The organism is Vibrio sp. 10N.222.52.C3 (assembly GCF_041474195.1).
Lineage (GTDB): Bacteria > Pseudomonadota > Gammaproteobacteria > Enterobacterales > Vibrionaceae > Vibrio > Vibrio crassostreae_C.
In genome coordinates this window covers 34,569-59,928 of the sequence record NZ_JBFRTQ010000035.1, presented here as the reverse complement: position 1 = coordinate 59,928, position 25,360 = coordinate 34,569, and the positions used below count along the sequence as shown (strand labels likewise).

General features: G+C 42.9%; 20 protein-coding genes and 1 pseudogene. 7 read left to right on the top strand and 14 right to left on the bottom strand.

Going from position 1 to position 25,360, the window contains the following annotated elements:
* A partial coding sequence (locus AB4517_RS06565; RefSeq protein WP_372148087.1) for an ISAs1 family transposase occupies positions 1 to 300 on the top strand: 300 nt, incomplete at its 5' end.
* 946 nt (positions 301 to 1,246) lie between these two features.
* Here the strand turns inward: AB4517_RS06565 and AB4517_RS06560 are convergent.
* The gene (locus tag AB4517_RS06560; protein ID WP_372148086.1) at positions 1,247 to 2,626 is read right to left on the bottom strand and encodes a DEAD/DEAH box helicase; all 1,380 of its coding nucleotides are present in this window, start codon (positions 2,624 to 2,626) and stop codon (positions 1,247 to 1,249) included.
* A complete protein-coding gene (locus AB4517_RS06555) occupies positions 2,620 to 3,150 on the bottom strand; it encodes a hypothetical protein (RefSeq protein ID WP_032498339.1) in 531 nt (176 codons plus the stop codon). Before AB4517_RS06555 ends, AB4517_RS06560 begins: the two co-directional genes overlap by 7 nt.
* Before the next feature lie 104 nt (positions 3,151 to 3,254).
* Here AB4517_RS06555 and AB4517_RS06550 point away from each other — a divergent pair, with 104 nt between their 5' ends.
* Positions 3,255 to 3,581 (top strand): helix-turn-helix domain-containing protein, encoded by a 327-nt coding sequence (locus AB4517_RS06550; protein ID WP_102481664.1) that lies wholly within the window; start codon positions 3,255 to 3,257, stop codon positions 3,579 to 3,581.
* A 3-nt stretch (positions 3,582 to 3,584) separates the two neighbouring features.
* Here the strand turns inward: AB4517_RS06550 and AB4517_RS06545 are convergent, their stop codons facing one another.
* From AB4517_RS06545 to ftnA, 8 genes and pseudogenes are all read right to left on the bottom strand, one after another.
* Positions 3,585 to 4,781, bottom strand: a complete 1,197-nt coding sequence (locus tag AB4517_RS06545) for an NAD(P)/FAD-dependent oxidoreductase (protein ID WP_372148085.1) — start codon at positions 4,779 to 4,781, stop codon at positions 3,585 to 3,587.
* A 103-nt stretch (positions 4,782 to 4,884) separates the two neighbouring features.
* On the bottom strand, positions 4,885 to 6,381 hold the full coding sequence (locus AB4517_RS06540) for a tyrosine-type recombinase/integrase (protein ID WP_372148084.1): 1,497 nt from the start codon (positions 6,379 to 6,381) through the stop codon (positions 4,885 to 4,887).
* Positions 6,371 to 6,883, bottom strand: a complete 513-nt coding sequence (locus AB4517_RS06535; protein ID WP_372148083.1) for a hypothetical protein — start codon at positions 6,881 to 6,883, stop codon at positions 6,371 to 6,373. Before AB4517_RS06535 ends, AB4517_RS06540 begins: the two co-directional genes overlap by 11 nt.
* Positions 6,870 to 9,068 carry a hypothetical protein gene (locus AB4517_RS06530; protein ID WP_372148082.1) on the bottom strand — a complete coding sequence of 733 codons (2,199 nt, stop codon included), beginning with the start codon at positions 9,066 to 9,068 and terminating at the stop codon, positions 6,870 to 6,872. Before AB4517_RS06530 ends, AB4517_RS06535 begins: the two co-directional genes overlap by 14 nt.
* Positions 9,065 to 11,176 (bottom strand): hypothetical protein, encoded by a 2,112-nt coding sequence (locus tag AB4517_RS06525; protein ID WP_372148081.1) that lies wholly within the window; start codon positions 11,174 to 11,176, stop codon positions 9,065 to 9,067. Before AB4517_RS06525 ends, AB4517_RS06530 begins: the two co-directional genes overlap by 4 nt.
* A gap of 126 nt (positions 11,177 to 11,302) precedes the next feature.
* A pseudogene (locus AB4517_RS06520) lies at positions 11,303 to 12,322 on the bottom strand (NAD(P)/FAD-dependent oxidoreductase); the annotation flags it as partial.
* Between the two features lie 250 nt (positions 12,323 to 12,572).
* Positions 12,573 to 12,896, bottom strand: a complete 324-nt coding sequence (uspB, locus tag AB4517_RS06515) for a universal stress protein UspB (RefSeq protein ID WP_004735557.1) — start codon at positions 12,894 to 12,896, stop codon at positions 12,573 to 12,575.
* Between the two features lie 68 nt (positions 12,897 to 12,964).
* Positions 12,965 to 13,492, bottom strand: a complete 528-nt coding sequence (gene ftnA, locus AB4517_RS06510) for a non-heme ferritin (protein WP_004735556.1) — start codon at positions 13,490 to 13,492, stop codon at positions 12,965 to 12,967.
* 189 nt (positions 13,493 to 13,681) lie between these two features.
* On the opposite strand from ftnA, the gene uspA reads away from it, so the two are divergent.
* Both uspA and AB4517_RS06500 read left to right on the top strand, forming a co-directional pair.
* Complete coding sequence (uspA, locus tag AB4517_RS06505; protein WP_017060149.1) at positions 13,682 to 14,116, top strand: universal stress protein UspA; 435 nt, start codon at positions 13,682 to 13,684, stop codon at positions 14,114 to 14,116.
* Between the two features lie 52 nt (positions 14,117 to 14,168).
* Positions 14,169 to 15,047 (top strand): carboxylate/amino acid/amine transporter, encoded by an 879-nt coding sequence (locus AB4517_RS06500; RefSeq protein ID WP_372148080.1) that lies wholly within the window; start codon positions 14,169 to 14,171, stop codon positions 15,045 to 15,047.
* Between the two features lie 112 nt (positions 15,048 to 15,159).
* On the opposite strand, the gene AB4517_RS06495 is transcribed toward AB4517_RS06500, so the two are convergent.
* The 3 genes from AB4517_RS06495 to AB4517_RS06485 form a co-directional block, all read right to left on the bottom strand.
* On the bottom strand, positions 15,160 to 15,750 hold the full coding sequence (locus AB4517_RS06495) for a hypothetical protein (protein WP_017060147.1): 591 nt from the start codon (positions 15,748 to 15,750) through the stop codon (positions 15,160 to 15,162).
* Between the two features lie 141 nt (positions 15,751 to 15,891).
* Positions 15,892 to 16,671: a class I SAM-dependent methyltransferase gene (locus tag AB4517_RS06490; RefSeq protein WP_017060146.1), complete on the bottom strand. Its 780-nt coding sequence runs from the start codon at positions 16,669 to 16,671 to the stop codon at positions 15,892 to 15,894.
* Positions 16,672 to 16,783: 112 nt separating this feature from the next.
* Positions 16,784 to 19,906 carry an EAL domain-containing protein gene (locus AB4517_RS06485; RefSeq protein ID WP_372051201.1) on the bottom strand — a complete coding sequence of 1,041 codons (3,123 nt, stop codon included), beginning with the start codon at positions 19,904 to 19,906 and terminating at the stop codon, positions 16,784 to 16,786.
* Between the two features lie 126 nt (positions 19,907 to 20,032).
* Here AB4517_RS06485 and asnC point away from each other — a divergent pair, with 126 nt between their 5' ends.
* Positions 20,033 to 20,497, top strand: coding sequence for a transcriptional regulator AsnC (gene asnC, locus AB4517_RS06480; RefSeq protein ID WP_008218581.1), 465 nt, complete (start codon positions 20,033 to 20,035; stop codon positions 20,495 to 20,497).
* 91 nt (positions 20,498 to 20,588) lie between these two features.
* On the opposite strand, the gene prlC is transcribed toward asnC, so the two are convergent.
* Positions 20,589 to 22,631: an oligopeptidase A gene (gene prlC / locus AB4517_RS06475; protein WP_017071475.1), complete on the bottom strand. Its 2,043-nt coding sequence runs from the start codon at positions 22,629 to 22,631 to the stop codon at positions 20,589 to 20,591.
* Between the two features lie 279 nt (positions 22,632 to 22,910).
* Between prlC and AB4517_RS06470 the strand changes: the two genes are divergently transcribed.
* Together AB4517_RS06470 and gorA are read left to right on the top strand one after the other, a co-directional pair.
* On the top strand, positions 22,911 to 23,750 hold the full coding sequence (locus AB4517_RS06470) for a 23S rRNA (adenine(2030)-N(6))-methyltransferase RlmJ (protein WP_086711565.1): 840 nt from the start codon (positions 22,911 to 22,913) through the stop codon (positions 23,748 to 23,750).
* Between the two features lie 187 nt (positions 23,751 to 23,937).
* Entirely contained in the window at positions 23,938 to 25,296 is a 1,359-nt protein-coding gene (gorA, locus tag AB4517_RS06465) for a glutathione-disulfide reductase (RefSeq protein WP_372148079.1), read from the top strand.
* The last annotated feature ends 64 nt before the right edge of the window (positions 25,297 to 25,360 follow it).

Below are 25,360 nucleotides of genomic sequence, written 5' to 3'. Positions count from 1 at the left end.
TTTACTTTAATTGGTATAAGTTCATTGACCCTCAACGCGCAACAAGCACTGGATGCAATAAGAAACCACTGGCAGGTAGAAAGTATGCATTGGATGTTAGATGTAACGTTTAGAGAAGATGAATCGCGTATCCGCAGAGGCACAGGAGCCTTAGCTTTCAATGTATTGAGAAAAATCGCACTAAGTCTTTTCAAACAAGACACAAGTAAAAACATCAGTATGGTAAGAAAAAAGAAGATAGCGGCTCTTGATGACGAATACCGCTCCGTCCTTTTAGATGCTGGAATTAAAATGCTCTAGCCGTGCCGCTTAGATAAGCCTCTAAATTAACAAGTAATAATAAACCATTGGTTTATTATTACTTGAAACACTAGATCATCTATCACTGCCAACTAGATGGTTTTCATTCCACATCGCAAGTTGCGATGTGTGTAGTGATTGTTAGAATCTTCAGGGGAAAAATAAGCTCATTGCGCAGGTTGCGATTCGCACACTGCGAAATGAATTTCAAACACGAAAAGAGGCGTAAACACACTAATGGTGACCGTGTTGGCATGTCTCTGGACAGAGTAAGCTTGCCACATTCGGTTCTTAGCTTTAACATAAAGTTGAGAGCCTCGGGTATCCCTGCTTTTTCTTGGAGTTACTACTTACTGTCTGATCAGAAGTAATGGTATCGAATTGAACTTGGCTTAATTGCAAAGCAGACCACCGAGGACATACGATAGCCCTGCCCTCTTCCGCTCATAGAGTATTGACCACAGGTTGCACGTAATAGAGCCACTACAATTAGTGGCTCTTGTCGTTTCTGGCATTAGGGAAAAGAAAAGCCCCTACGCCATCGTTAAGCTTACTTATAGTACTGATAACGTCGTTTAGAATTATGCTTCCAACTTTTTGCTAGGTCATGCACATACGCTGGATAGTCATCCCACGGGTTAGCCAAAGATCTTCCTCGCGCAGCGCGTAATTTAATCGGGTACCCTCTGCACTCAATCATGTGAAGAAAGTAAAAGCCCTTTTCCTGTTTTGTTGAAAAGTGCTTGTGGGTTCCACTGCGAATGCTGGGATACAAATCCCAAAGATATTGACGCTGGCATTTAATACGCTTTCGGTACTGCTGTTTCAGTTTTTTCATTTCCCCTCCAGGTTACATTACCTAGAAAGGGTCCTCTGCAAAGTAGTTCATTTCGTCACCTCTATGCACCTATAATTAATAAACCTAGCCCGAGCAGTGCAACCCCGATCACATGGATGTAAAAGCCGAAATCACTCTCTGTTTAAATGCACCAAGCCGCAATTCATCAAACGTCCCTAGTGTCCCGTAATGGTTGTTTGAATTGCCCCTACGGCTTTCCCAGGATACTGTTGCGTCGATACTATTTAGAGGCTCTTTCGAAAGCTTAGCAGTTAAATTATTCTGCCGATTAACTAGCTCTGTCTCCATTGGTTTTCCCATATTCACATAGATACAAGATTCTGGAATATCATCTTCAATTCGCTCTGCAAACTGAATGAGGTTTTGTTCCGCAAACGTAAATAGCCATGCTTGCTGAGCCATGGAAGAGTCGATACGAAGAATACGTCCTAGTACTTGCCTGAAATATAATTCCGTTTTGACAGAACTCATATGGCAACACACTTGGAGTCTAGGTATATCTGTCCCCTCACTTATCATTCCGACACTAACAATCCATTGAGAGTCACTTTGTCGATAGCGGTCTATTTCTGCGAGTGGTTCTTCATGTCTATAAGTGACAATTGAAACGGTTTGGCCAAACTTTAAAGAAAGTATATCTTTGATAACTTGAGCATGTTGAACCGACGCTGCAACAACTAATCCACCGGCATTGGAAGCGTCAATACGTACCTTTGCTAGCCGCTCACATCCTAAACCGAGTAAATACTCCATCGCTTCTTGGTTATGTATCACACTCTGATAAGACGCTTTCGTCTGTTTAAGCATCTCTAAGATCGATGAAAATGACTCCACGTTTTCGCTACTACAGACAGACAATTGCTCATTATCGACCAATACAATATTAGGTGCTCTACAAACACCATCATCAATAGACTGTTTAAGGGTGTACTGGAAGTCGACAAGTAGTTGTCCGTCTGGGTCACTGTATTCCCCCATAACAATAGGTAAAGAGTCTGAGCGCCACGGAGTCCCCGACATCGCAAGAGTATAAGTCGCTAGTCCCTGAATCTTAGTGAGCACTTGCTGCCCCCAGACGTTCGCATTTTCAAGCTCAGTCCCAGAACAATGGTGAATCTCATCAAATACAACAAACACTCGATGATTACGTAACGTCTCCCAAAATTCATCGTTAAGGAATTGAATGGATTGATATGTTAACGACTGCCCAATAGAGCCTAGGCCACCGTTAAAGGTACAATTAAGAGTCTGAGAAAAGGTTTTTTTGATTCCCTCTGAAACAGTTAAAGATGGAGAGAAGCACAATACAAGATCGACCATATCATCATTAAGTAACCTTGATGCGACAGTTGCAGCAAGCACCGTTTTTCCAGAGCCAGGTGTTGCTTGGCAAAAGAAGTGTTGTCGATTTTCTCTAAACTTCTGCAACGCATGTTCAGAACATTCAACCTGCCACTGCCTCAACACGGTTGGTTGCCCTCTGAAAGAGTTTTAAGAACATTCTCTAATCCATTCATCTTTCCAAGCAAGTGCGCTGAGCGTTCTCTTGCATGTTGTAACAATGGCATTAATCGACTCTCGAGCTCAGGGAAACGGCACCTCAATGATTGATATTCATCTATTTCACCAAGCACGAGCTCCAATTCACCTTTGTATTCGTTACTCTCTCGAAATAACACGGAATAATCCGGTGTAGTCTGTTTTTTAGAAGCTTCTCGTTCAGCTTTTCTTCGGGGCGCGGCTTCAAGATCCATAAATTGCTCGGTTTGAAAGTATCTTTTGTTTCTTCCTTCTCCTTCACTGCGCAACCAACCCCTTTGTTGATATTGCCATATTTGCCGATAAACCTTCTTCCGAGCTTCATCAAGGTTTTGTGTACCATCCCCATCATTTAATGAAGCATCCCTTGCCTCTATAACAGAAAAACCATCCATTCTTTTTTCAATCAACAGCTTAAACATTACCGCACTGATTCTAGTAGAACGTTTCACTTACTGCCTACACCATTCAAAAATACTAAGGATTGCTTAGTATACAGAAATCAGTAAAACTAAGAAAATCTTAGTTACATAGAGCCTATTAATATGAATTCTAAATGTCGATCGACAACCCTATTCCTGTGCGGCTCAAAGAAGTTCGCAAAAAAGCAAAGATCTCCCAAAAAGAATTGGGGGTGCGTATTGGTATCGATGAAAGTTCGGCTAGTGCGCGAATGAATCAGTATGAGAAAGGGAAACACACTCCAGATATCAGTACATTAAAGAAAATGGCTGACGAACTTGGCGTACCTTTAAACTACTTTTTTTGTGAGGATGAAAGCTCAGCAGAACTAGTTTGCCTGATAGCAAAAATGAGTAAGGCTGAAAAGCAGAAGCTCATCAGCCTTATAGGTGAAAACATTCAAGATATTGAAAGTAAATAAGTCTTATGCGTTTTGGCCTGCGACCCAACCAGACGACCAAGCCCATTGGAAGTTAAACCCTCCAAGATGACCTGTCACATCAACACACTCACCAATAAAGTAAAGCCCTGGTATATCTCTAGCTTCCATTGTTTTAGACGATAAATAATTGGTGTCAACACCACCAATGGTCGCTTCTGCTGTTCTATACCCTTCAGTCCCATTAGGTTTAATTTCCCAAGAGTGAAGAGCAGAGCTAATATTCTCTATCTCCCGTTTATTCAATTGGCGAAGTGGTTTATTTTCAAACACATTAAGTTCGATAAAATACTCGACAAGGCGTTTAGGTAATACTTTAGACAGCGTTGTTTTAACCTCTTGTGCAGGGTTGTTTTCTGCTGCTTTTTCAATCAGTTCAATAGAGTTCAAACCAGGTAGCCAATCAACTTGAACTACATCGCCAGAGTTCCAATACGAAGAAATTTGCAATACTGATGGGCCAGAGATACCTCGGTGAGTAAATAAAAGAGCTTCTAGGAACTCTTGATTGTTGCAGCTAATTCGGACAGGGAGAGCAGTTCCAGTTAATTCTGTTAACCCTTTTTCTCTACCATCTAATGTGAACGGTACCAAGGCTGCTTGAGGAGAAACAACCCCTAAACCAAACTGTTCAGCGACTTTCCAGCCCAAAGGGGTTGCCCCTAAACGTGGCATTGAAAGTCCACCCGTTGCGACAACCAAAGACTTACAATTAAAAATTCCATTGGAAGTCTCTACTTTAAAATTGTTATCTGCTAAACGTTCAATTGAAGTAATTTCACATTGGTACTTATATTTCACATTACCAGTTTCATCACACTCATTAATTAGCATTTTTACGATATCTTTCGAGTCATGATCATTAACACAAAACAATTGCCCATGATCACGCTCTTCAAACTCAATACCATGCTTGTAGATCATCGAAATGAAATCCCAATTGGTATATTGAGCCAGTGCAGATTTAACAAAGTGGGGGTTTTGACTTAAAAAGTTTTTTGCTGTGACATCATAGTTGGTAAAGTTACAACGCCCACCTCCAGCAATAAGAATCTTACGACCAGGCCGTTTACCATGATCAAGCACAAGAACTGAACGCCCGCGTTGACCTGCACTAGCTGCGCACATTAAACCGGCAGCGCCTGCTCCAATAACAATAACATCTGACTGAATAGCTGACATGAAATAAGACTCTTAGGGCTATGAAGTGATAAATAAAAGAGCGACATAGTACGGAAAAAGGCATTCACCAGCAACAAGCTCACGCAGGTATCAACACACCTAGTTACTTATCAACTAGAAGGTTCGACTCTTCTTCAATCGCATTCAGGTTTTCTATTATAGGTTTTAAATCAGCTTCATTATAATTTAGCTTATTTATCTGCGCTCTAGCATCACTCACCAGTTTCGATATTGCATTAAAACGATTATGTAAGTTTCTGACTTCATAAGCATATTCAAATACATCGAGCTCTTCCCATGCTAAATCAATATACTCATTTAAGCTTTTGGGGTCCTTATGGTCTGTAAAGGTAGCTACCTTTTTTAGAATTGTTTCATAGTCTTTATCGTTGAAGTTATGTGCATTCTTCAATGGGCTCTTGTCCATAAAAGAAACTAGATGCAGTTTAACCATATTGGTAATAAAGCGATGCCTAAACATACTTTGACAAGTTTTTGTCTCGATATTTGCACGCTTGCTTAACCTTCTGAAGTCCATATAAGCTGCTGATTGCTTGACTGACTTACCAGTTTCTGGATTAAGATAAATGACATCATCTATCTCAGACTCACTAGATATTAGATCATACTTCAGCAGGCGTTTTATGAGATTCTGACGATGAAGAGACATGAATAAATCAAGCCTCATCGCAACACTACGCTCTAGAGGAATTACGCGAAATCGTGCCTCTTCACGTTTGTATGTAGGAATTTCAAGCCTTGCTCCTTCAATGTGTTCTACATTTGAACTATAGGGAATGCGAACTAGTTCTATTGGCCTTAGCCCTGTAGCTTCAAGCAACTCAAGTTGTATGCGCCTTCTGTGATACATATAGTCGAGATGTGCTTTTTGATCCTCCTCATCAAACTTCTGGGACAAACGACTATTGAGTTGCATTTCCTCTCTAGTATCATTCAAAGTATCCCATAACCTCTTAATAACCGAAGCTGCAATTGGTGCTTTGGACTTAGTTGCAGATGTAGGCAAACGCGTAGGGAACACTTCTGACGGCCCAAAGTTCCGCCCATTCCTACCTCTTTTTTGAACGACTTTAAGCTTAATTTGGTATCTTTTTTTAGGCGCATCGACGCCAATCAAATATTGAGTAGGACAATGTTCTGTTTGAAACCACTTTAGAAAGGCTACACATTTAGGAAGAATCGTGTGTGTGATTGTGTCATTAGTTCGAGCACGGGTTAACCCATCAGACTTTTTCTCAGCGACCAATTCGCTAATTAATTCATCGATATGCGAGGTTGTTAATTCCCAAAACTCAACATTGTGCTGGTAACAGTAACGAACAAGATGAGATAGTGAAGATGCATATGTTCCAACTGTTCCTCCATCTTCTTTGGTGATGGTTACCTCACTTTCCGATACTAAATACGCAAGATACATTTCAACAGGAAAGCAAGTTGTTCCATCTGGCCAATGAAACAAGTAAACACCTTTAGATATATCTTTATCCGTTAAAACTTCACCGGTGTTCTCATCAAAGCGAAGTACAGAGGGAAACTCAACATCAGGGATAAAAGTGTATAGTTGCTTCTTATTCTTCATTATCAACCTTTATCTTCAAGCCAAAATAATCTGCATATAACTTTTTATGTTTGTTGTATTCGAGTTGATTACCGTTCGAATTAGCTATCAAGTCAAGAGTCAGTCGATTAAGATCGTTATAAGCTCTAACTAATATCGCTTGATTGCGCCGCAGGTTATCTATCTGTTGCTTAGCATCCTCTAGCGGAGTCAAGCTTGCCCCTTCACTACTTGGCTCTAGAGGTTTATTTTTATGTCTCTGGTAGAGCTCCTTTCTTAGATTGTCAACTACCTCATAGCCATTGAGGCTTCCTACACTCTGAATATGGTCTTTACAGTACTTTTTGAAGGAATTTAGAGACATTCCTTCTACCCCTTTTTTTCTACGCTTAAGTTTTGCAAGATTTTCTTGTCTATCACACTTAGAGAGCAGCCAGGCATAATCATCAGTATTATCGACGAGAGCTTTTTCCATTTCACTGTGCAAGTTGCTAACAGAATGGGCTTTTTTATTTACCATCATTACTCTCCCCATCTTTTTTGACAACTTTAAAAGCAACTTTTGCTTTTTCAATCAATCCATTGCGTTCACTAACACTATAAAAAACAATAGAAAACTTACCTTTTATCAAACGGATTTTTATATATTCTGCAAGCTCATCTTCTGGGATTGAAGTATAGTCTTTAACTTTAAAATGCTTACAAGCAAGCTGGTATAACTCCTCAGTATTTTGCATTTCAAGCAAAGCACTTTTTTCATGGAAATACGCTATTTGTTGACGTGCATAATCAGCCTCGATCTCCGTCATTTCTGCGCCTGGATTGTTTGACTCGATATAAGCAAGGACATGCTCAGGATCAGCATGACCAGCGATCCATCGACATGCATCGATTGATGAATGCTTAAAAGTCCAAAAGAAAGTTAGAAGGAATGTTTTGCGCATCTCGTGGATATTGATATACCAACGTCGACCATGCTCATCAACTGCTGTTCGATAGAAGTCACAAAATCGCTCTAATGTTCCGATGATAGCATCAGAATCAAGAATGCTTCCCTCTCTATTATTTGAACCTGTGTTTAGTTGATATAACAGATAACCAGTTTCATGTTTGCTTGGTTTATTAGCAAACGCTTGTGTAATATGATTGATTTTTTGTAATGTTTGAATTGCTTTTGCTGTAACTTTGGGAATAGGCTTTGCTGTCTCAGGTAATTCATCATTAGTACCAGATTTCATAAGGTCATGAACCATCCAATACCCATCCCCCTCCTTATGAAATAAGCAGTTATAAGGCAAACGAACTATCTCTTCCATTCTAATAGGTTTTAAACCAGCAATTAAAATAAAGCAAGATGCCTTCAATATCTCCAACAAACAAACAAATGATATTCCTTTTTTATCATCAGAATCTTCGTTACTAGAGGATTTTTTAAACTCTTCATCTAATCGAGAAAAACTAACAACATTAAATTTATTTTTAATCTCATCAGGAATGGTTTTTTTCAACACGTCAGACTTTTTGTACTTATAATTATTATCTTTATCCAAATGTCCTCGAGCATCAAGCTCCTCCAATAAATCCTCATAAAGTTCAACTATCTTATCAGCATGATTCAAAATCATATCAATAGATTTATTTAGAGTAAGCAAACTTGTTTCTAAAGGTATCCAAGGTGTGTGACTAGTGGGAGATGCTTTCCTGGAAATATAAGATGAAATTTCCCCAATTTTTATCGAGTCTGGATTGGGAAAAAAATCTACAAACATTTCCCAATATAGGAATCCTTTTTTGAAAAATTTAACAACCCCTTTCGCTCCTGCATCAGTATATATCTTGTTTTTTATATCTTTAATCAATGGAGTTTTATGGGATGGAAAGTCACTATATTGATTGACAGGTAATAAAACCTGACCATTTTGTTCAAGCAATTCTGGTTCAAACTGCCTAAAGAACCAAGTTCCAGAGTGCCCATAAAAACCATGTTTAGAAAGTCCACTAATCTTGTATACTTCCGTTCTATTAATTACTTTCTTTCCTTGAATATTTTCCTTATAGAACCCATTTTTTTTAAAGAGTAAGATGGCTTTTTCTACTGTATTAGCATCAAGATTCAAAGGGTCAACTTGACTTTCCAAGTTAATTCCAACCTCAGACATAAAACGATGGCCATATCGAAGTGCACCAAATACCCCTCCACCTATAACTTCCTTACAAAACTGCTTTATATCAGACTGTGAAAGCTTAGATAAACCATACTTATTAGGATCAAACCTTTCCTTATGAAGATAGAGCCAGCTTACAAAAGTTAATACTTTCGACCCCATATCTTGGACCGATTTTGATGCCATAGTATCTTGTTCAATAGGGTCATCAACGATTAAAAAGAATAGCTTTTGTAACTGAGTTAGGAACGATTGATTAACTTTATCTGTAAGAAAAGATCCGTCAGGTAACTCCCGGCACCAGTTAACACTAACAGTATAGGTGTATTCTTCGCCGCTCTCTTGAGCATTAGCTTTCTTCTTTTTTCCTGTTTTTGGGGTTCGAATTATCCACTTTTCAGAATGAACATCCGAAAGCAACCATCTAGCTTTGTAATCGGTATCAACAAAGTTATCTATAGCATCAAACGCCGAAAGAAAATCTACAACCTCAGAGTTAAAATGTGCTTGGTTTGAATCTATAAGAGGATTTAAATGCTTCATAACACTTCCCCCTTGGATAGAAAAAGATCACACCAGTTTGTTATGTTAAGTAACGAATTAGCTTGTTTAGAGGCTCGTATGTGCATTTCAACTATGCGTGACTCTTTATTTGAAGGAAGCGAGTTTATGAGGTGATTTGCAAGTGTAATAAAAGCAAGTGGTGATAACTGCGTAGCATCATCTACCTTCGACAAGTCTTTTGAACTTACAGAACTATTTAGTGCCGCTAGTCTATATAAGTAAAGTGCTGTTAGGGTATTTTCAGAAAGTGGAACATCTAAATTTCCTTTCACCTCATCATCTATGCTTTTCACAGACAGCTTACGCAGGTGCTCAACAAGAGGGCTTTTATTATCCTCATCTTCAAGGATAGTCATAAGGAAGCGATGGATTTCTTGCCAAGAATTAAAATCTACAGCTTCAAGACAATATTTCTCCTCAAATGTAGCTGCGAGAATGAGCAAGTTCTGAAATCGCCGAACTAACCTTGTATTGTATTGGGCTATTAAAGGCGCTGGTATGTAGTGCTCAAGTGCGACTCTCTTAGTGTTTCCCAAAACTCGAGACGCTGACGTTATCGAACCAGTTCTAAACCACTCTAAAACACCTTCAGTTGTACGAATTTTAGAGTGAGTTAGCGCACCGGGGCCTAACTCTACATCAAGTAAGGAAGAAAAATGGCTTGATAGGTGAATTCGTCTATGACCTCGTTCAATTGAGCGTGCATCTTCAACTCCTGTTATGATTTTACTAACCTTGCAAGAGTCAGGATTTACTAGCCCTTTTATCTTTTTAGAGTAGGCCAAAAACAGAAAGTTATGTTGTTTTTTGTTTTTTATTAGATGCTGATGCTTCTCACGAATTTCATGTAAAAACTCAACTATCTCTAAGCTAACGTCATCAAGGTGTTCTTTTTTCATATCTGATGCACGTGCTTTTTCAATAGAAAAAGATACCCCTAAATCGTCAAGTTCCAGTAAAGGTTGTCCATCTGTATATTTTACCTTAGCTTGCAGCAGTGAGATGTAAGTAAACTTGGGATTAAGCATCATCAATAACGCTATCAAGCAACCAATATCTGCGTTGCGCAGGTAACCGAAGCACCAATCAAATCGATGAGAGAGGTCTATATTCTCGGAAGATTCAAAACCCAACTCAGGTAAACACACAACATCATCACTTGTGATTGCGGAATCAGATATCTTGTTGGGTAACTTCACTTTGGGAAGCTCATGTATATTGAAAATGCCATTACATTCAGACCCCACTACATACATAAGCAGCATTGAGCCAAATAATGACGTTGGATTAGCTATATGTTTTCTGCGCGGAGGTTTTGGTTTACCATTTTTACCTAGATCATTCTTGTCATAGAAGTAATCATACAGATCACCATTTTTATAGCGTTCCAATAATAGAGGGTGTTTCTTAGGAAAGTCTTCCATCAAAGATTGAGCAAAGTCATAATGTGTTTTGATAGCTTTCCAATATTTCATCAAGCTATCATGCAATGCATCCCGTGCTCTCTTTAAATCAAACTCGAACTCATCAAGATATTCAGCATCATTTCTAGACAACGATACAGGTACTAGGACATTGTTAATAGTGTGATCAACTTTAACTTCAGCCGCTTGTCTTTCACCTATCAAAGTATCTTTAAAGCTACTGTTTTTAGTTACTTCATCAGTTTTTTTCATTTTTGGAATGATGATATTTGGAGGTATAACATCACGATCCTGTAGAAACACTAAAAATGGTTTTAGGTTCTTATTCCACTCGTCCACTCGTGTTGATAGTGATTTATTAGTATTAGATACAAGGGGAACTGAATATGCAGTCTTGACTAATTCACGCCATCCCTTTGTATCGGTAGGCAAATGATCTATGCATAAATATTCAAGTGCTACATATAATGTATTGTTCATACGCTTAAGCCAAGACACTACAGTCTTAGATCTTTTGCCTTCACAATAGAGAATAAATAAGTCAGACAGCACATCCCTGTCTTGAAGATTAATATGATACTTTGAAAGGGAAGCAAATCGATCTACCCCTTGATCGCAAGTGTAGTTAAAGCCAGGTTTACCATCTTTGATATGATATTTCACGATTTCACCTCATTGTCATTATTTTTATCAAAAATCAACATTTAAAATAAAGTTAATGGTATTTAAAACCAATAACTTAACTATAGTATTGACTATGATTTTGACAACTTAGTGTGTTAGGAATGCCGCTGTTCGGTAACCTTCCGTGCCGTTTGGCGCAATTTTCCAGTTCTCTAAATGCTCTACAATGTCATTCAGCTGTTTTTCATTGAACTGCTTGAGCGGCTTGTCTTCAAGCTCTTTGCGGTCAATCAGTACTTCTACAAAACGCTTTGGTAATGCTTTCGCTAAGGTGTTTTTCAGGCTCTGATTTGGGTGTTTCTCTCGAGAGTTTTCAAGTAGTTCAGCAACGTCCACTTCTGGTACTAGATTAATCGAAACCGATTGACCCGCTTTCCAGAACGAAGAAATTTGCAATACCGAAGGACCAGATAAGCCGCGGTGGGTAAACAGCAACGCTTCTTTGAATAAGGTGCCGTCTTGCGCGGTGATCTCGGCAGGAATCGCGATTCCTGAAAGCTCAGCAAAGGCTTCTTTGTCTTCTTTATGCAGAGTAAATGGCACCAAACCGGCTGTAGTCGGCATCACAGACAAGCCAAACTGCTCGGCAATCTTATAGCCAAATGGCGTCGCGCCTAGTTTCGGCATCGATAAACCGCCCGTCGCCACGACAAGTGAGTCACACTCAACTTCGTCGGTATTAAGGTGCATCTTAAAGCCAGCGTCTGTTTTTTCGATGGAGTGAACATCACAACGGTAGCGCTGTTCAACTTTCGCCTGCTTACACTCTTCAAGCAACATGCTCACGATGTCTTTTGCAGTGTGGTCATTCACACAGAACAATTGGCCGTGGTCTCGCTCTTCGAACTCAATACCGTACTTGCTCACCATCGAGATAAAATCCCAGTTGGTGTATTGAGATAAGGCTGACTTCACGAAGTGAGGGTTGTTACATAGGAAGTTGTTGGCTGAAACATCATAGTTAGTGAAGTTACAACGGCCGCCACCTGAGATTAAAATTTTTCTGCCTGGTTTCTTTGCATGATCAACCACCAGCACTCGTCGGCCACGTTTACCCGCTTCCGCAGCACACATTAAGCCCGCGGCGCCCGCACCAATTACGATTACATCAAACTTTTCACTCATTGGGGTTCTGCTTTCTTCACTTTTGCACCTCGAGTACGCCCTGTTCTCGAAATGCCATCAATAAAAAAGGATGTGCATAAACAGCACATCCTTACTAATTGCTCGCTATTCTAGCGGCAATTTTAAACTTTGCAATTGATGTTCAATTGTACAATTTGCAGACAGCAGCAAAACCACTACTTGGCTTAGCGAACCAACAACCGAAGCTTTACACCAAAACCTAAACTCTACTTCACACGTACTAAATAACTTAGACGATGAAAGAAGACAGCAACGTTACACCCAGCAGAGCGGAAGAAAGTATAAACAACTGTCTTACGCGATCACACTTCGACATAAACACTTCGTCGTGATGATGGTGGTACTCTTTGCTTTTGATGTAACTAAACAAGCGAACCTGCTTGGTCATATTGCCATGAGTTGTGAAGAATCCACCTCCGTCTACTTGTTGATAAAGTAGAGGATGTGCTTCTCGCATTATATAAATGAGTGTTCTTAGCGCAGTAAAATATCGCGCCCAGTTCACGCAAGTCACAACCATTAGTGCAAATAGAATAGTGTCGCCGCTGATCATCCTTTCCTCCCTACATCTTCATAAGAAAACTCAAAAGAAAAAGATAATCAGTGTCTTTCCCGTACTACCTAAACGGCAGGAGCTTCCATAATTGAAGATGAACCATCTTTTGCCAATTGCGCTAGGTCTTTATCAATAAAGAACAGTGCTTTACCGTCTTCACCAACAAGCTCTAGCTTATCCAATACACCTTTAAACAACTTCTCTTCTTCGTGTTGCTCTGCAACGTACCATTGCAGGAAGTTAAAGGTTGAGTAATCTTGTGTGCTGAAAGCAACGTGAGCCAGTTTGTTGATCTTTTGAGTAATCATTTGCTCATGTTCATAAGTTTCACGGAACACAGCACCAAGGCTATCAAATTCATGTTTTGGCGCTTCAATCGCACCTAGAATTGGCATTGCACCTGTTTCACTTACGTAAGTGAAAAGACGCTGCATATGTTCCATTTCTTCTACTGCATGAACACGCAGAAACTCTGCTGCACCTTCAAATCCTTTGTCTTCACACCAAGCACTCATTTGTAAGTATAGATTGGATGAGAAAAATTCTAGGTTAATTTGATCATTCAGTTGCTCAACCATAGTTTTTGACAGCATTTAAGACTCCTAATTACATCCTCAATTTTCTCTACTATATCACTATTTAATGAATATCTCGCAGGCCATTAGTTAACCAATATTTCGAGCTGTCATTACGCAAGACAGTGGATATGAGATCACTTCAGCAAAAAAAACCATCGCATAGTGCTAATCTTAAATCAGACAATGAATAAAGGAGGTAGCGATATGAGTTACAAACATATTTTGGTCGCGGTCGATTTATCAGAAGACAGCAAATTAATTGTGGATAAAGCGGTAGCATTGGCTAAGCCATTGGAAGCCAAAGTCTCTTTTATCCATATCGATATTAACTACGCAGAGCTGTATACCGGCCTGATTGATATCAACATGGCCGAAACCCAGCACAACGCGATGGAAGCGTCTCGTATTCAGCTGCAAAATTTTGCGGAGCACGCCCAATACCCGATCACCCATACCCTAGTAGGCAGTGGTGATTTGAGTCATGAGCTGTGTGACACCATCAACGAGTTCAATGTTGATCTCGTGGTTTGCGGTCACCATCAAGACTTTTGGAGCAAGCTGCTCTCTTCAACACGCCAACTGATCAACGCCTCTCCGGTTGATATGCTGGTCGTGCCTCTAAGAGATTCAGAAGACTAATGATTTAAGGTTAGGTAACATACAGCTCATATCTTATTAACGAAGTTTTACTATGAGCTATTTAGCTGGTGTTACCCTCCTATGGGCCTTCTCCTTTAGCCTGATCGGCGTTTACCTTGCGGGTCAGGTTGATTCTTGGTTCTCTGTTTTAATGCGTGTTGCCCTTGCTGGCGTCGTATTTCTTCCTTTCCTAAAGTTTCGCGGCGTATCGCGTAAGCTGATCGCTAAATTGATGGCAATTGGTGGTATCCAGCTTGGCCTGATGTACTGCTTCTACTATCAGTCTTTCTTACTGCTATCCGTTCCTGAAGTCCTTTTGTTTACTGTCTTTACCCCAATTTACGTCACGCTTATTTATGACTTTCTCAAAGGGCAATTCTCTCCGTGGTACTTAGTGACTGCGGCAATTGCGGTATTGGGCGCGGTATTCATTAAATTTGCAGGCATCAATGAGAACTTTTTAGTTGGCTTCCTCGTCGTGCAAGGCGCGAACCTGTGCTTTGCTATCGGTCAGGTGAGTTACAAGGTAGTGATGGAGAAGGAATCGACTGAATTACCTCAGCGAACCGTATTTGGTTACTTCTACTTAGGGGCGTTATGCGTCGCGTCAGTGGCTTTCATGCTACTAGGCAACCCAGAGAAACTGCCCACCACCACACTTCAATGGGGAATCCTGATCTACCTTGGCTTGATTGCGTCGGGGCTGGGTTACTTTATGTGGAATAAAGGCGCGTGCATGGTGAATGCTGGCGCGCTGGCAGTGATGAACAATGCCTTGGTTCCTGCTGGTCTGGTGGTGAATATCCTGATTTGGAACAGAGATGTCGATTTGGTTCGCTTGTCTATTGGTGGCGCCGTTATCTTATTCTCTTTATTCGTCAATGAGACGTGGGTGAAGAAGCGCGTAGCAAGATCCGCAAGCAACGCTTAGCTGATTTGAACGAGCTACATGAGTCAGCTCGGATAACCCCAAAAAGCAAAAGAGCGACCTAAGGTCGCTCTTTTTAAATCATCGCTGTAGCAATAAACCATTCAAATCAACTTCAGTGAATTTGATTGTGGCTCACTACCTGAGTCTTGGTTTCAGTGAAGGCAACATCATCAAGTTGTAGGTTGATTCGTTCCAATTCACTTTCCAGCTTCTGACTTTTCTTAAACAGCTTTTGCTGCTTCTTAATCATCTTCGCGAGCTTTTTGTTGTACTTCTCTTGTTTCTTCGCCGCTTTCTTCGCTTGTTTGAGTTCAGCTTTCTCATCGCCGCTCGCCTTCGCCATCAGTTTTTTCAGCTTGGCTTTTTTCTGTGCGGCTTCTTTTTTGGCAAGCTCAGGGGCCATATCAGCGGCGGCTGGATCGAACATTTGTACGCTCGGTTCAATTGCCTCGTTGATTTCCGCAAGCGACAGTTCTGGTGCAGGTAATGTTTCCGCTAGCAGGCCGCATGCGACTTTCTCTTCAACGGGTTTGTTTTGACAACCAAGAGGTGGAATTGCGGTGGGTTTGCATAGATTCGCTTGATCCGCCGAAGAACGCGCGCAAGAACGACACACGAACTTAGGTTCAGTCACCAAGCTGTGGATCTCGCCCAAGTGTTCGGTGATATCTCGACGGTTTAACTTACAAAAGCGTTTAGCCATGCTTCAACTCCAGCTAAGAATAATAATGATTCTTAGTTAGATATACATCTGTAACGCGACTATCGCAAGTGTTAAATGGCAATTTATCGTATTTATGACGGGAAATTTTCTTAGCGTGTATCTAAGTTATTGATGCTTCAATTAAGTCATTGATGCTTTCACATAGACGTCAAAACGGTTCTTTTTGGTTTCAATCGCCATGCTCGGTTTTTGTTCGTCTAACCAAGCAGCGTAATCCGGTCTTTTAACCACAACTCGCTTCGATGCCAATTTCATCGCCGGCTCAAATAGACCATCAGCATCCAGATCGGCACCCACCAAAGATTGGAATACGCGCATCTCTTTTTTAACCAAAGCCGATTTCTTTTTGTTCTCTGGGTGTGGGTACATTGGGTCGAGGTACACCACGTCTGGCTGTTCGAAGTCAGGATCGTTGCTGAGCTTATCCAACGCATCGTGACTGGATGCGTGAATCAGCTTCATACGCTCACTTACCCAACCACCGATGTCTGGGTCTTGTTGCGCTCGCTGCAAGCCATCATCAAGCAGTGCAGCCACAACGGGATGACGCTCGACCATTTGCACCTTACAACCTAGAGAAGCCAACACAAACGCATCGCGCCCTAAGCCTGCAGTACCATCAAGAATAGTTGGCGTTGCGCCTTTGTTTAAACCAGCTGCTTTGGCAATCGCCTGACCTTTACCACCGCCAAACTTACGTCGGTGACCAACTGCGCCTCCCACTAAATCAACAAAGATAGCGCCAAGCTTGGGCTCATCGACTTTACGTAGCTCAAGTCGCTCACTAGTCAGTACCAAAGCAAAATCGCTGCTTTCATCATGAGATAAGTTCCAGCGGGTCGCTAAGTCATTCAAATGATCGATTTGGGTAGCATCTTCGCAAATCAGTTGTAGTTGCAAGGTCGTCTCCAACAGACAGTAGTATTCAAAACAAAAGAGGCAACCAGTTTACCTGATTGCCTCAACAATACATATTAGCGGTGAAAAGTATTCCCAGCTAAAGTCGGCTTACCTAAACCAATGGCTCTGTCTCTCGCTCTTGTCTTAACTCTTCAACAAGCTCTGCGAGTGGCTTAGGTCGCCCTATGATGTAGCCCTGCGCGTAGTTCACACCCAGTTCGATAAGCTTGTCGATAATCTGGGTATTTTCAACGAACTCAGCCACGGTGTGCTTGCCCATCTGCTTGGCAAGATCATTGATCGAGCGAACCATCACATGGTCCATCTCATTCACATCAATATCACGTACAAACAAGCCATCGATCTTCACAATATCGACAGGCAGCTTTTTCAGATAGCCAAATGACGATAGCCCTGAGCCAAAATCATCCAATGCAATCATGCAGCCAAGCTCTTTGATTCGAGTGAAGAACTTGATCGCCTGCTTCATGTTACTCATGGCCGCTGTTTCGGTGATCTCTAAACAAATCTTATGACACGGTATCGATGAATCGCTCAGGCTATCTATCAAAAATTCGACAAACTCACGGTTACCCATCGAGTGACCGGAAAGATTGATTGAACACATCCCCAGTTCCTCAATAACCTCAGGGCGTTGCTCCAACCAACCCAAGGTTTGACTGACTACTTGGCGGTCAATCAAATGCGCGATGTTATAACGCTCTGAGGCTGGCATGAAGATCCCCGGGGAGATGTATTCCCCTTGGATGTTCTTGATGCGGACCAAGATTTCAAAGTGCATTTTATCGCTGTCTTCATCTAGGCCAAGAATTCGCTGCGCAAACAACTCTAAGCGATCGTTAGCCAAGGCCTCATGCACTAGGTTAACGCACTCCATCTCAAGATGGCGACGACGCAGGTCTTCATCATCTTGATGGTAAAGATGATAGCGATTGCGACCTTCTTCTTTAGCGGCATGACAAGCTGCATCCGCCTGAGCGTGCACCATCTGTGGTGAAGCTGCTGTATGGTCGATCAATCGAATACCGATAGAGCACGTCAGGTTGAGTCGAATATCATCCCACAAGAATGGATTCTCACTCATCATCGAGATAATACTGCGACACACATTCACCGCATCTCGTTCAGTACAGTCTTTCATCAGCACAGCAAACTCATCACCACCCATTCGCGCTAACACCGCATTGTAAGGCAGTACGTCTTCTAGCAGTTTGGCGCTAAACAAGATCGCAGCATCACCCGCTTCATGTCCTGCGGTATCGTTCAGCACTTTCAGCTGATCCAAATCTAGGAACAACATTGCGTGAGTTCGCATGTGGCTCTCAACCTCTTTCAGCGCCTTTTGCAGCTCTTGCTCAAAGTGGTTGCGGTTAAAGGTGTCAGTCAGTAGGTCATAGCGAGCCTGATACTCTAGCTTTTCAGAAAGCTCGTGCGTTTCGGTGATGTCTTCACCCACAATCAACAGCTGATCAGACTCCACCAACGGGCGGATATTTTCACGAATCCAGCTCTTGCTGCCGTCGGCATGGCGATATTCGATATCACGACGCCACACACCACGAATCTTATGCTGAGGTTGCAGCAAGATATGACGAGGAATCATCGCGTTCTCATCAACATAGAATTCTCTAGGGCGATGGCCCAACAACTGATCGAGAGGGTATCCCAAAAGCTCTTCGGCAAACTGGTTCACTTGTTGAATGCGATTATTGCCATCGAGCGTAATCATCATCACCGGCTGTTTGTCGTAATACAGCTTCAAGTTTGCTTCACGTTGGAACAGCTTATTCTCAGCAAGCTTACGTGAGGTCACGTCGCGCGCCTCAAAGAGAAACTGAATGTCTTCGTCTTCACTGCCCGGCATCGGCTTCAATGAAATATCCAACACCATCGCACCGCGATCTCGACACCACACCTCGGCTTCAAATCGTAAGGCTGGGTGCTCACTTTTTGCGATGAAATATTCGGCTAGCACTTCTCGCGCAGAACTTTCCCAATGTTGGTGTTGTTGCAGCGGCGTTCCCAGTTTATAGCCTTGATTATAAAGCAGCTCATGTAACTTGCTGTTACTCGACAGCAGCACGCCACCCTTATCAATGATGCCCATAAATTGCAGGCTCTGATCAAATATCGACTCCAACAGTCGTTGGCTTTGGCGACTTGCACGTTCGCTCTTCTTCAGACGGTTAAGGTAATACACCAACACCGCGATAACACACGACATGCTCAAGAACATTAAACCGATGGTGCGAATTTCATCGCGATAGCGCATTAAGAATGACTTCGGCTTATTGAGGAAGGTTACTGAGGCTTCATTCTCTGCACCCAAATCCCAACGTGAGATCTGTTGGTAATCGAGTTTGATTTCTGGCGCGCCAGCAACCACCAATGGCAATGGAGCCTTAGGATTGTTCAGCACGCTCAACAGCACGCGCCCCGTGTCTCGACCTTGCGTTTCTCCACTGTGGATCACGCCACCAATCGCACCAAACCCAAGTCCTAAATCATGCACAATATACAATGGCATCTGAGTTTTTTTGTTGAGCTGACGCCAGTCTTCTTTGCTGCTGACCCGACCATTGATGTCGCGGTAGTAGGCCCAGAACAACAAGCTTTTAGTTAGATCAGCGCGTTGCGCGAACGTCATCAGTTCTTGATAAGAATCAGGCGTATATTGCTCCACCATCCCAGAAAACTCAGGGCGTTTTTGTAGAAATAAATCCACTTGAGCGCGAATAGCTTCACCCGTTACCGAGTGATCGGTAACCACGTAAACTTTTTTAACCGTCGATTGAAGTCGATTGATCAGCTCAATATTGCTCGCCATATCAATATCTTCAGTGATACCGGTTGCGTGCAAGCCTTCAATCATTTGCGGAGAAAAATTGTTGATGCCACCAAAAATAACGGGCGTGCCATTGAGTTCGGGCGCTAAGCGTTTCATCAGATTGAGGGCGTTATTATCACTGACGACTACAGCGGCAAACTCTTCATGCGACAGCTTAGTGCGGTATAGCTGATAAATTCGCTCTAAGTATTCAGCGTTTTGAGTTCGCTTGGTATCGAGATAAACAACCCGGTAAGATAACCCATCGCGATCGAGCTCATCAGATAGTCCTTTATGGAAATCATCTGTCCAGAAAAAGCCTTGATGATAAGAGTGAATAACCAACACATCTTTTGCCTGAGCTGAAGCAAAAACACTCCAACACATCACAATAAAAAATAACGAAAATCGCACTGAATTCACCCTAACCCTATAGTTACTGCTAATATTATCACCCTTGGCTATGATGTGTACTCAAGCCGGTATGTTTTTCATTCAACCTAAGGATTATGCATGTCCACAACCACAGCTCGTCTAGATGATCTAGACCGTGCCATTCTCAAAACCTTGATGGAAGATGCACGAACTCCTTACGCTGAAATGGCAAAGCAGTTCGATGTCAGCCCTGCGACGATTCACGTTCGCATCGAAAAGATGAGATCGGCAGACATTATCGAGCGAACGGAAGTTGTGGTAAACACCAAAAAACTGGGTTACGACGTGTGTTGCTTTATTGGCATCAACCTTAATGCTGCCAAAGATTACCACTCGGCGATCGCTAAGCTGAATGCCTTAGACGAAGTGGTTGAGGCGTACTACACCACTGGTGCTTACAATATCTTTGTAAAGCTGATGTGTAAGTCGATAGAAGAGCTGCAGTTTGTATTGATCGATAAGCTGCAAGCGATCGATGAAGTTCAGTCGACAGAGACACTGATTTCATTGCAGAACCCTATCAACCGCAATGTGAATCCATAACATTGATTCGCCTTGCTTGGCATAACGCACAGACAAAAAAAGAGCCTCTAACTAGAGGCTCTTTTCGCAATAAACTAGATAGTTACCGTGATTATGCGTTGATTCCCGCGTGGCGCAGCATTGCGTCGATTTGTGGCTCACGACCACGGAAGCGTTTGAACAGCTCCATTGGCTCTTCACTGCCACCCATTTCAAGGATGTTGTTCAGGAAGCGATTACCCGTTTCAGTGTTGAAGATACCCTCTTCTTCAAATGCTGAGAACGCATCTGCCGATAGCACTTCTGCCCACAGGTAGCTGTAGTAGCCCGCGCTGTAACCACCAGCAAAGATGTGACCAAAGCTGTGTGAGAAACGGTTCCAATCTAGACTTGGCAGTACCGACACCTTAGACTTAACATCCGCTAGCGTTTCTAGTACGCGAGCACCCACTTCAGGGTCGTATTCTGTGTGTAGCGTGAAATCGAACAAACCAAGCTCTAGCTGACGCAGGATAAACATCGCAGATTGGAAGTTCTTCGCCGCTAGCATCTTCTCTAGCATCTCTTTTGGTAGCGCTTCACCCGTTTCGAAGTGACCAGAGATGAACGACAGCGCTTCTTCTTCCCAACACCAGTTTTCTAGGAACTGACTTGGTAGCTCAACCGCATCCCAAGGCACACCATTGATACCCGCAACTGCGCCCGCTTCTACTTGCGTTAGCATGTGGTGGATACCGTGGCCAAATTCGTGGAACAAGGTCACCACTTCATCGTGAGTAAACAGTGCTGGCTTATCACCAACTGGCTTATTGAAGTTACACGTTAGGTAAGCAACCGGGGTCTGTAGCTCGCCAGATTCGGTAATGCGACGACCACGACAGTCATCCATCCAAGCGCCACCACGTTTGTGTTCACGTGCGTATAGATCTAGGTAGAAGCTACCACGCAGTGTTCCAGTCGCATCAAAGATATCAAAGAAACGCACTGACTCATGCCAAGTGTCTACGCCTTGACGCTCTGTTACCGACATACCAAACACGCGGTTCAGTACCTCAAACAGACCTGAAACCACATTAGATTCTGGGAAGTAAGGACGAAGCTCTTCATCAGAGATCTCGAACAGTTTCTGTTTTTGTTTCTCACTGTAGTAAGCGATGTCCCACAGGTTTAGCTCAGAGACACCAAATTCTTTCTCAGCAAACTGGCGTAGCTCTTCAACTTCTCGCTCACCTTGCGGTTTGGCTTTTACTGCTAGGTCGTTTAGGAAGCCAAGCACTTGGTCTGGCGTTTCTGCCATCTTAGTCGACAGTGATTTTTCGCTGTAAGTACTGAAACCAAGCATGCGCGCGATCTCGTGGCGCAGCTTAAGTTGCTCGGTGATGATCTCAGTGTTGTCCCACTTACCTGCGTTTGGACCGCGATCTGAAGCGCGCGTTACGTACGCTTCATAAAGCTCTTTACGCAGTTCTTGGTTATCACAGTAGGTCATCACAGGTAGGTATGATGGGATATCTAAAGTCAGTAGGTAGCCTTCTTGCTCTTTAGACTCAGCCGCCGCTTGAGCTGCCGCCAGTGCTGATTCAGGCATACCTGCCAGCTCAGCTACGTCTGTGATCTGCTTGCTCCAACCCATGGTTGCATCAAGCACGTTATTTGAGAATTGAGAGCCTAACTCAGACTGGCGCTTGCTGATCTCGCCGTAACGATGCTGTTCATCTGCAGGTAAGCCAATGCCCGACAATTCAAAGTCGCGCAGTGCGTCGGTAATAGTTTTTTGTTGAGCTCGGTTCAGTGCAGAGAATGCTTCACTCGCCTTGATCGCTTTATACGCTTCGAACAAGCCTTTGTGTTGGCCAACCCAAGTGCCGTATTCAGATAGCACAGGTAAGCAGCTCTCATACGCTTCACGCAGTTCGTCACTGTTCACGACAGAGTTCATATGGCTTACAGGTGACCAAATGCGACCTAAACGATCATCCACTTCTTCAATTGGAGCAACTAGGTTGTCCCAGCTTGGTGAAGTATTACCTTCAAGTACTTGTTCTATCTTGTTGCGACACGCTTCAATCACTTGCTCAACCGCTGGCTTAACGTGCTCAGGTTTGATTTGTGAAAACGGAGGTAAGTCCGTGAAGGTTAATAGCGGATTAGACATATAAACATTCCTTTGGCTTTAGAGACTTTCGTCTTTTTTGTAATGAGGTCGTCTTACAGTCATCAGGCTCAGGTTCGCCCTAAAAAAATCACCTGCGAATAGTTATTAAATAGTGCCCAATAAGGCAAATTTCAATAGTAGAACCAATAACTAACTGCAGATAGCTGACGACTGTCCCCGAATTGTTCGAGAATTTATGGTCCATTGAGGGTTATAATAATCAGATTAACCCACCTACACTAACCACACTCTAAAACGAGAGTGTTACGAGAGTTTAATTTGTTAAGTTATCGCCACAGCTTCCACGCAGGCAATCATGCCGACGTAGTAAAGCATATCGTACAGAGCCTTATTCTTAATTCTTTGAAACAGAAGGATAAGCCTTTTGTTTACCATGACACTCACTCTGGTGTAGGTCGTTACGACTTAACGCATGAATGGTCTGAAAAAACCGGTGAATACAAACAAGGTATCGCTCGCGTCTGGGAACAGCAAAACCTTCCTGAAGACATTCAAAGCTACCTTGAGTCTATCTCAACGCTAAACAACGGCGACAAGCTGCGCTACTACCCAGGTTCGCCACGTGTTGCACGTGCCCACCTGCGTGACCAGGACCGTATGGTACTGACCGAGCTTCACCCAGCTGATCACCCGCTGCTTGAGCAAGAGTTCCACCGCGATCGTCAGGTATCGATCTACAAAGAAGATGGCTTTAAGCGCCTGAAAGCAAGCCTTCCACCAAAAGAGCGCCGCGGCTTAGTACTGATCGATCCACCGTACGAACTTGCAAAAGAGTACCGTGATGTAGTGACAGCCATTGCTCAAAGCCATAAGCGCTGGGCAACCGGCATCTACGCCATTTGGTACCCAGTAGTGAACCGTTGTGACATCGAAGACATGATCGAAGGCTTAGAAAGCTTGGGCATCAACAAGATTCTACAGATCGAACTTGGCGTATCACCAGACACCAACGAGCGTGGCATGACAGCATCAGGCATGATTGTTATCAACCCACCTTGGAAGCTAGAAAGCCAAATGAACGAGATTCTTCCATTCTTGAAGGAAGCAATTGCACCAGCAACCGGTCACTTCAAAGTAGAGTGGATCGTACCCGAGTAATCTCGAGTCCACATCATAGACTGAAGAATCTTCAACAGACTGTGATGTGGACGAATAAATTTTAAACAGGGAGATTGAGTTCAACCGATCTGCCCTCAATATAATAATTAGACAATTTAAGAATCTATAGGACGTAGGTATCCAGTGCTCTCACTGTGACTACAACCTTCAATAAATGGAGAAAGTAATGGCGACTCATTTTGATTACATCTGTATCGGTGGCGGTTCAGGCGGCATCGCATCGGCTAACCGCGCAGCTATGCACGGTGCAAAAGTTGCACTTATCGAAGCTCAAGACCTTGGTGGTACTTGTGTAAACGTTGGTTGTGTTCCTAAAAAGGTAATGTGGCACGGCGCTCAAGTCGCTGAAGCAATCAACCTATACTCTGAGGACTACGGCTTCGACGTTGAAGTAAAAAGCTTTAACTGGAGCAAGCTGATTGAAAACCGCCAAGCGTACATTGGTCGTATCCACCAATCTTACGACCGCGTACTAGGTAACAACAAAGTAAACGTAATCAAAGGCTTTGCTAAGTTCGTTGATGAAAAGACAGTTGAAGTGAACGGTGAACACTACACAGCAGATCACATCCTGATCGCGGTAGGTGGTCGTCCAACCATTCCAAACATCCCAGGTGCAGAATACGGCATCGACTCAAATGGCTTCTTCGACCTAATGGAGCAACCTAAACGTGTTGCTGTTATCGGCGCTGGCTACATCGCAGTTGAAATCGCAGGCGTACTAAGCGCACTTGGCACAGAAACACACTTGTTCTGTCGTAAAGAGTCACCACTTCGTAGCTTCGACCCAATGATCATAGAGACATTGGTTGAAGTAATGGAAGCGGAAGGCCCAACACTGCATACACACTCTGTTCCAAAAGAAGTAGTGAAAGAAGCAGACGGCACACTGACTCTGCACCTAGAGAACGGCAACACTCAAAACGTTGACCACCTAATCTGGGCTATCGGTCGCCACCCAGCAACTGACGCTATCAACCTAGCATCAACTGGCGTTGCAACGAACGACCGTGGCTACATCAAAGTAGACGAATTCCAAGCAACCAACGTTCCTGGCATCTACTGTGTTGGCGACATCATGGAAGGCGGTATCGAACTAACACCTGTTGCTGTTAAAGCCGGTCGTCAGCTTTCTGAGCGTCTATTCAACGGTCAAACAAACGCAAAAATGGACTACACGCTCGTTCCTACTGTTGTATTCAGCCACCCACCTATCGGCACTATTGGTCTAACGACTCAAGAAGCTGAAGAGCAATACGGCAAAGACAACATCAAGGTTTACACGTCTGGCTTCACGGCTATGTACACAGCGGTAACCAAGCACCGTCAACCTTGTAAGATGAAGCTAGTATGTGCTGGCGAAGAAGAGACTGTCGTTGGCCTACACGGCATCGGTTTCACGGTTGATGAGATGATTCAAGGCTTCGGCGTTGCAATGAAAATGGGCGCAACCAAAGCAGATTTCGACTCTGTTGTGGCGATTCACCCAACTGGCAGCGAAGAATTTGTTACCATGACAGGTTAGTGTAGGAAAAACATCTTACACACATAAATAAATCTGGAAAATAATTACTCACTGACCATACTGT

Bases quoted from the DNA above. Each gene is read 5' to 3' on its own strand.
- AB4517_RS06550 (WP_102481664.1), top strand. From the start codon at position 3,255: ATGTCGATCGACAACCCTATTCCTGTGCGGCTCAAAGAAGTTCGCAAA.
- AB4517_RS06545 (WP_372148085.1), bottom strand. From the start codon at position 4,781: ATGTCAGCTATTCAGTCAGATGTTATTGTTATTGGAGCAGGCGCTGCC.
- AB4517_RS06540 (WP_372148084.1), bottom strand. From the start codon at position 6,381: ATGAAGAATAAGAAGCAACTATACACTTTTATCCCTGATGTTGAGTTT.
- AB4517_RS06535 (WP_372148083.1), bottom strand. From the start codon at position 6,883: ATGATGGTAAATAAAAAAGCCCATTCTGTTAGCAACTTGCACAGTGAA.
- AB4517_RS06530 (WP_372148082.1), bottom strand. From the start codon at position 9,068: ATGAAGCATTTAAATCCTCTTATAGATTCAAACCAAGCACATTTTAAC.
- uspB (WP_004735557.1), bottom strand. From the start codon at position 12,896: ATGATCAGCGGCGACACTATTCTATTTGCACTAATGGTTGTGACTTGC.
- ftnA (WP_004735556.1), bottom strand. From the start codon at position 13,492: ATGCTGTCAAAAACTATGGTTGAGCAACTGAATGATCAAATTAACCTA.
- uspA (WP_017060149.1), top strand. From the start codon at position 13,682: ATGAGTTACAAACATATTTTGGTCGCGGTCGATTTATCAGAAGACAGC.
- AB4517_RS06500 (WP_372148080.1), top strand. From the start codon at position 14,169: ATGAGCTATTTAGCTGGTGTTACCCTCCTATGGGCCTTCTCCTTTAGC.
- AB4517_RS06495 (WP_017060147.1), bottom strand. From the start codon at position 15,750: ATGGCTAAACGCTTTTGTAAGTTAAACCGTCGAGATATCACCGAACAC.
- AB4517_RS06485 (WP_372051201.1), bottom strand. From the start codon at position 19,906: ATGTGTTGGAGTGTTTTTGCTTCAGCTCAGGCAAAAGATGTGTTGGTT.
- asnC (WP_008218581.1), top strand. From the start codon at position 20,033: ATGTCCACAACCACAGCTCGTCTAGATGATCTAGACCGTGCCATTCTC.
- prlC (WP_017071475.1), bottom strand. From the start codon at position 22,631: ATGTCTAATCCGCTATTAACCTTCACGGACTTACCTCCGTTTTCACAA.
- gorA (WP_372148079.1), top strand. From the start codon at position 23,938: ATGGCGACTCATTTTGATTACATCTGTATCGGTGGCGGTTCAGGCGGC.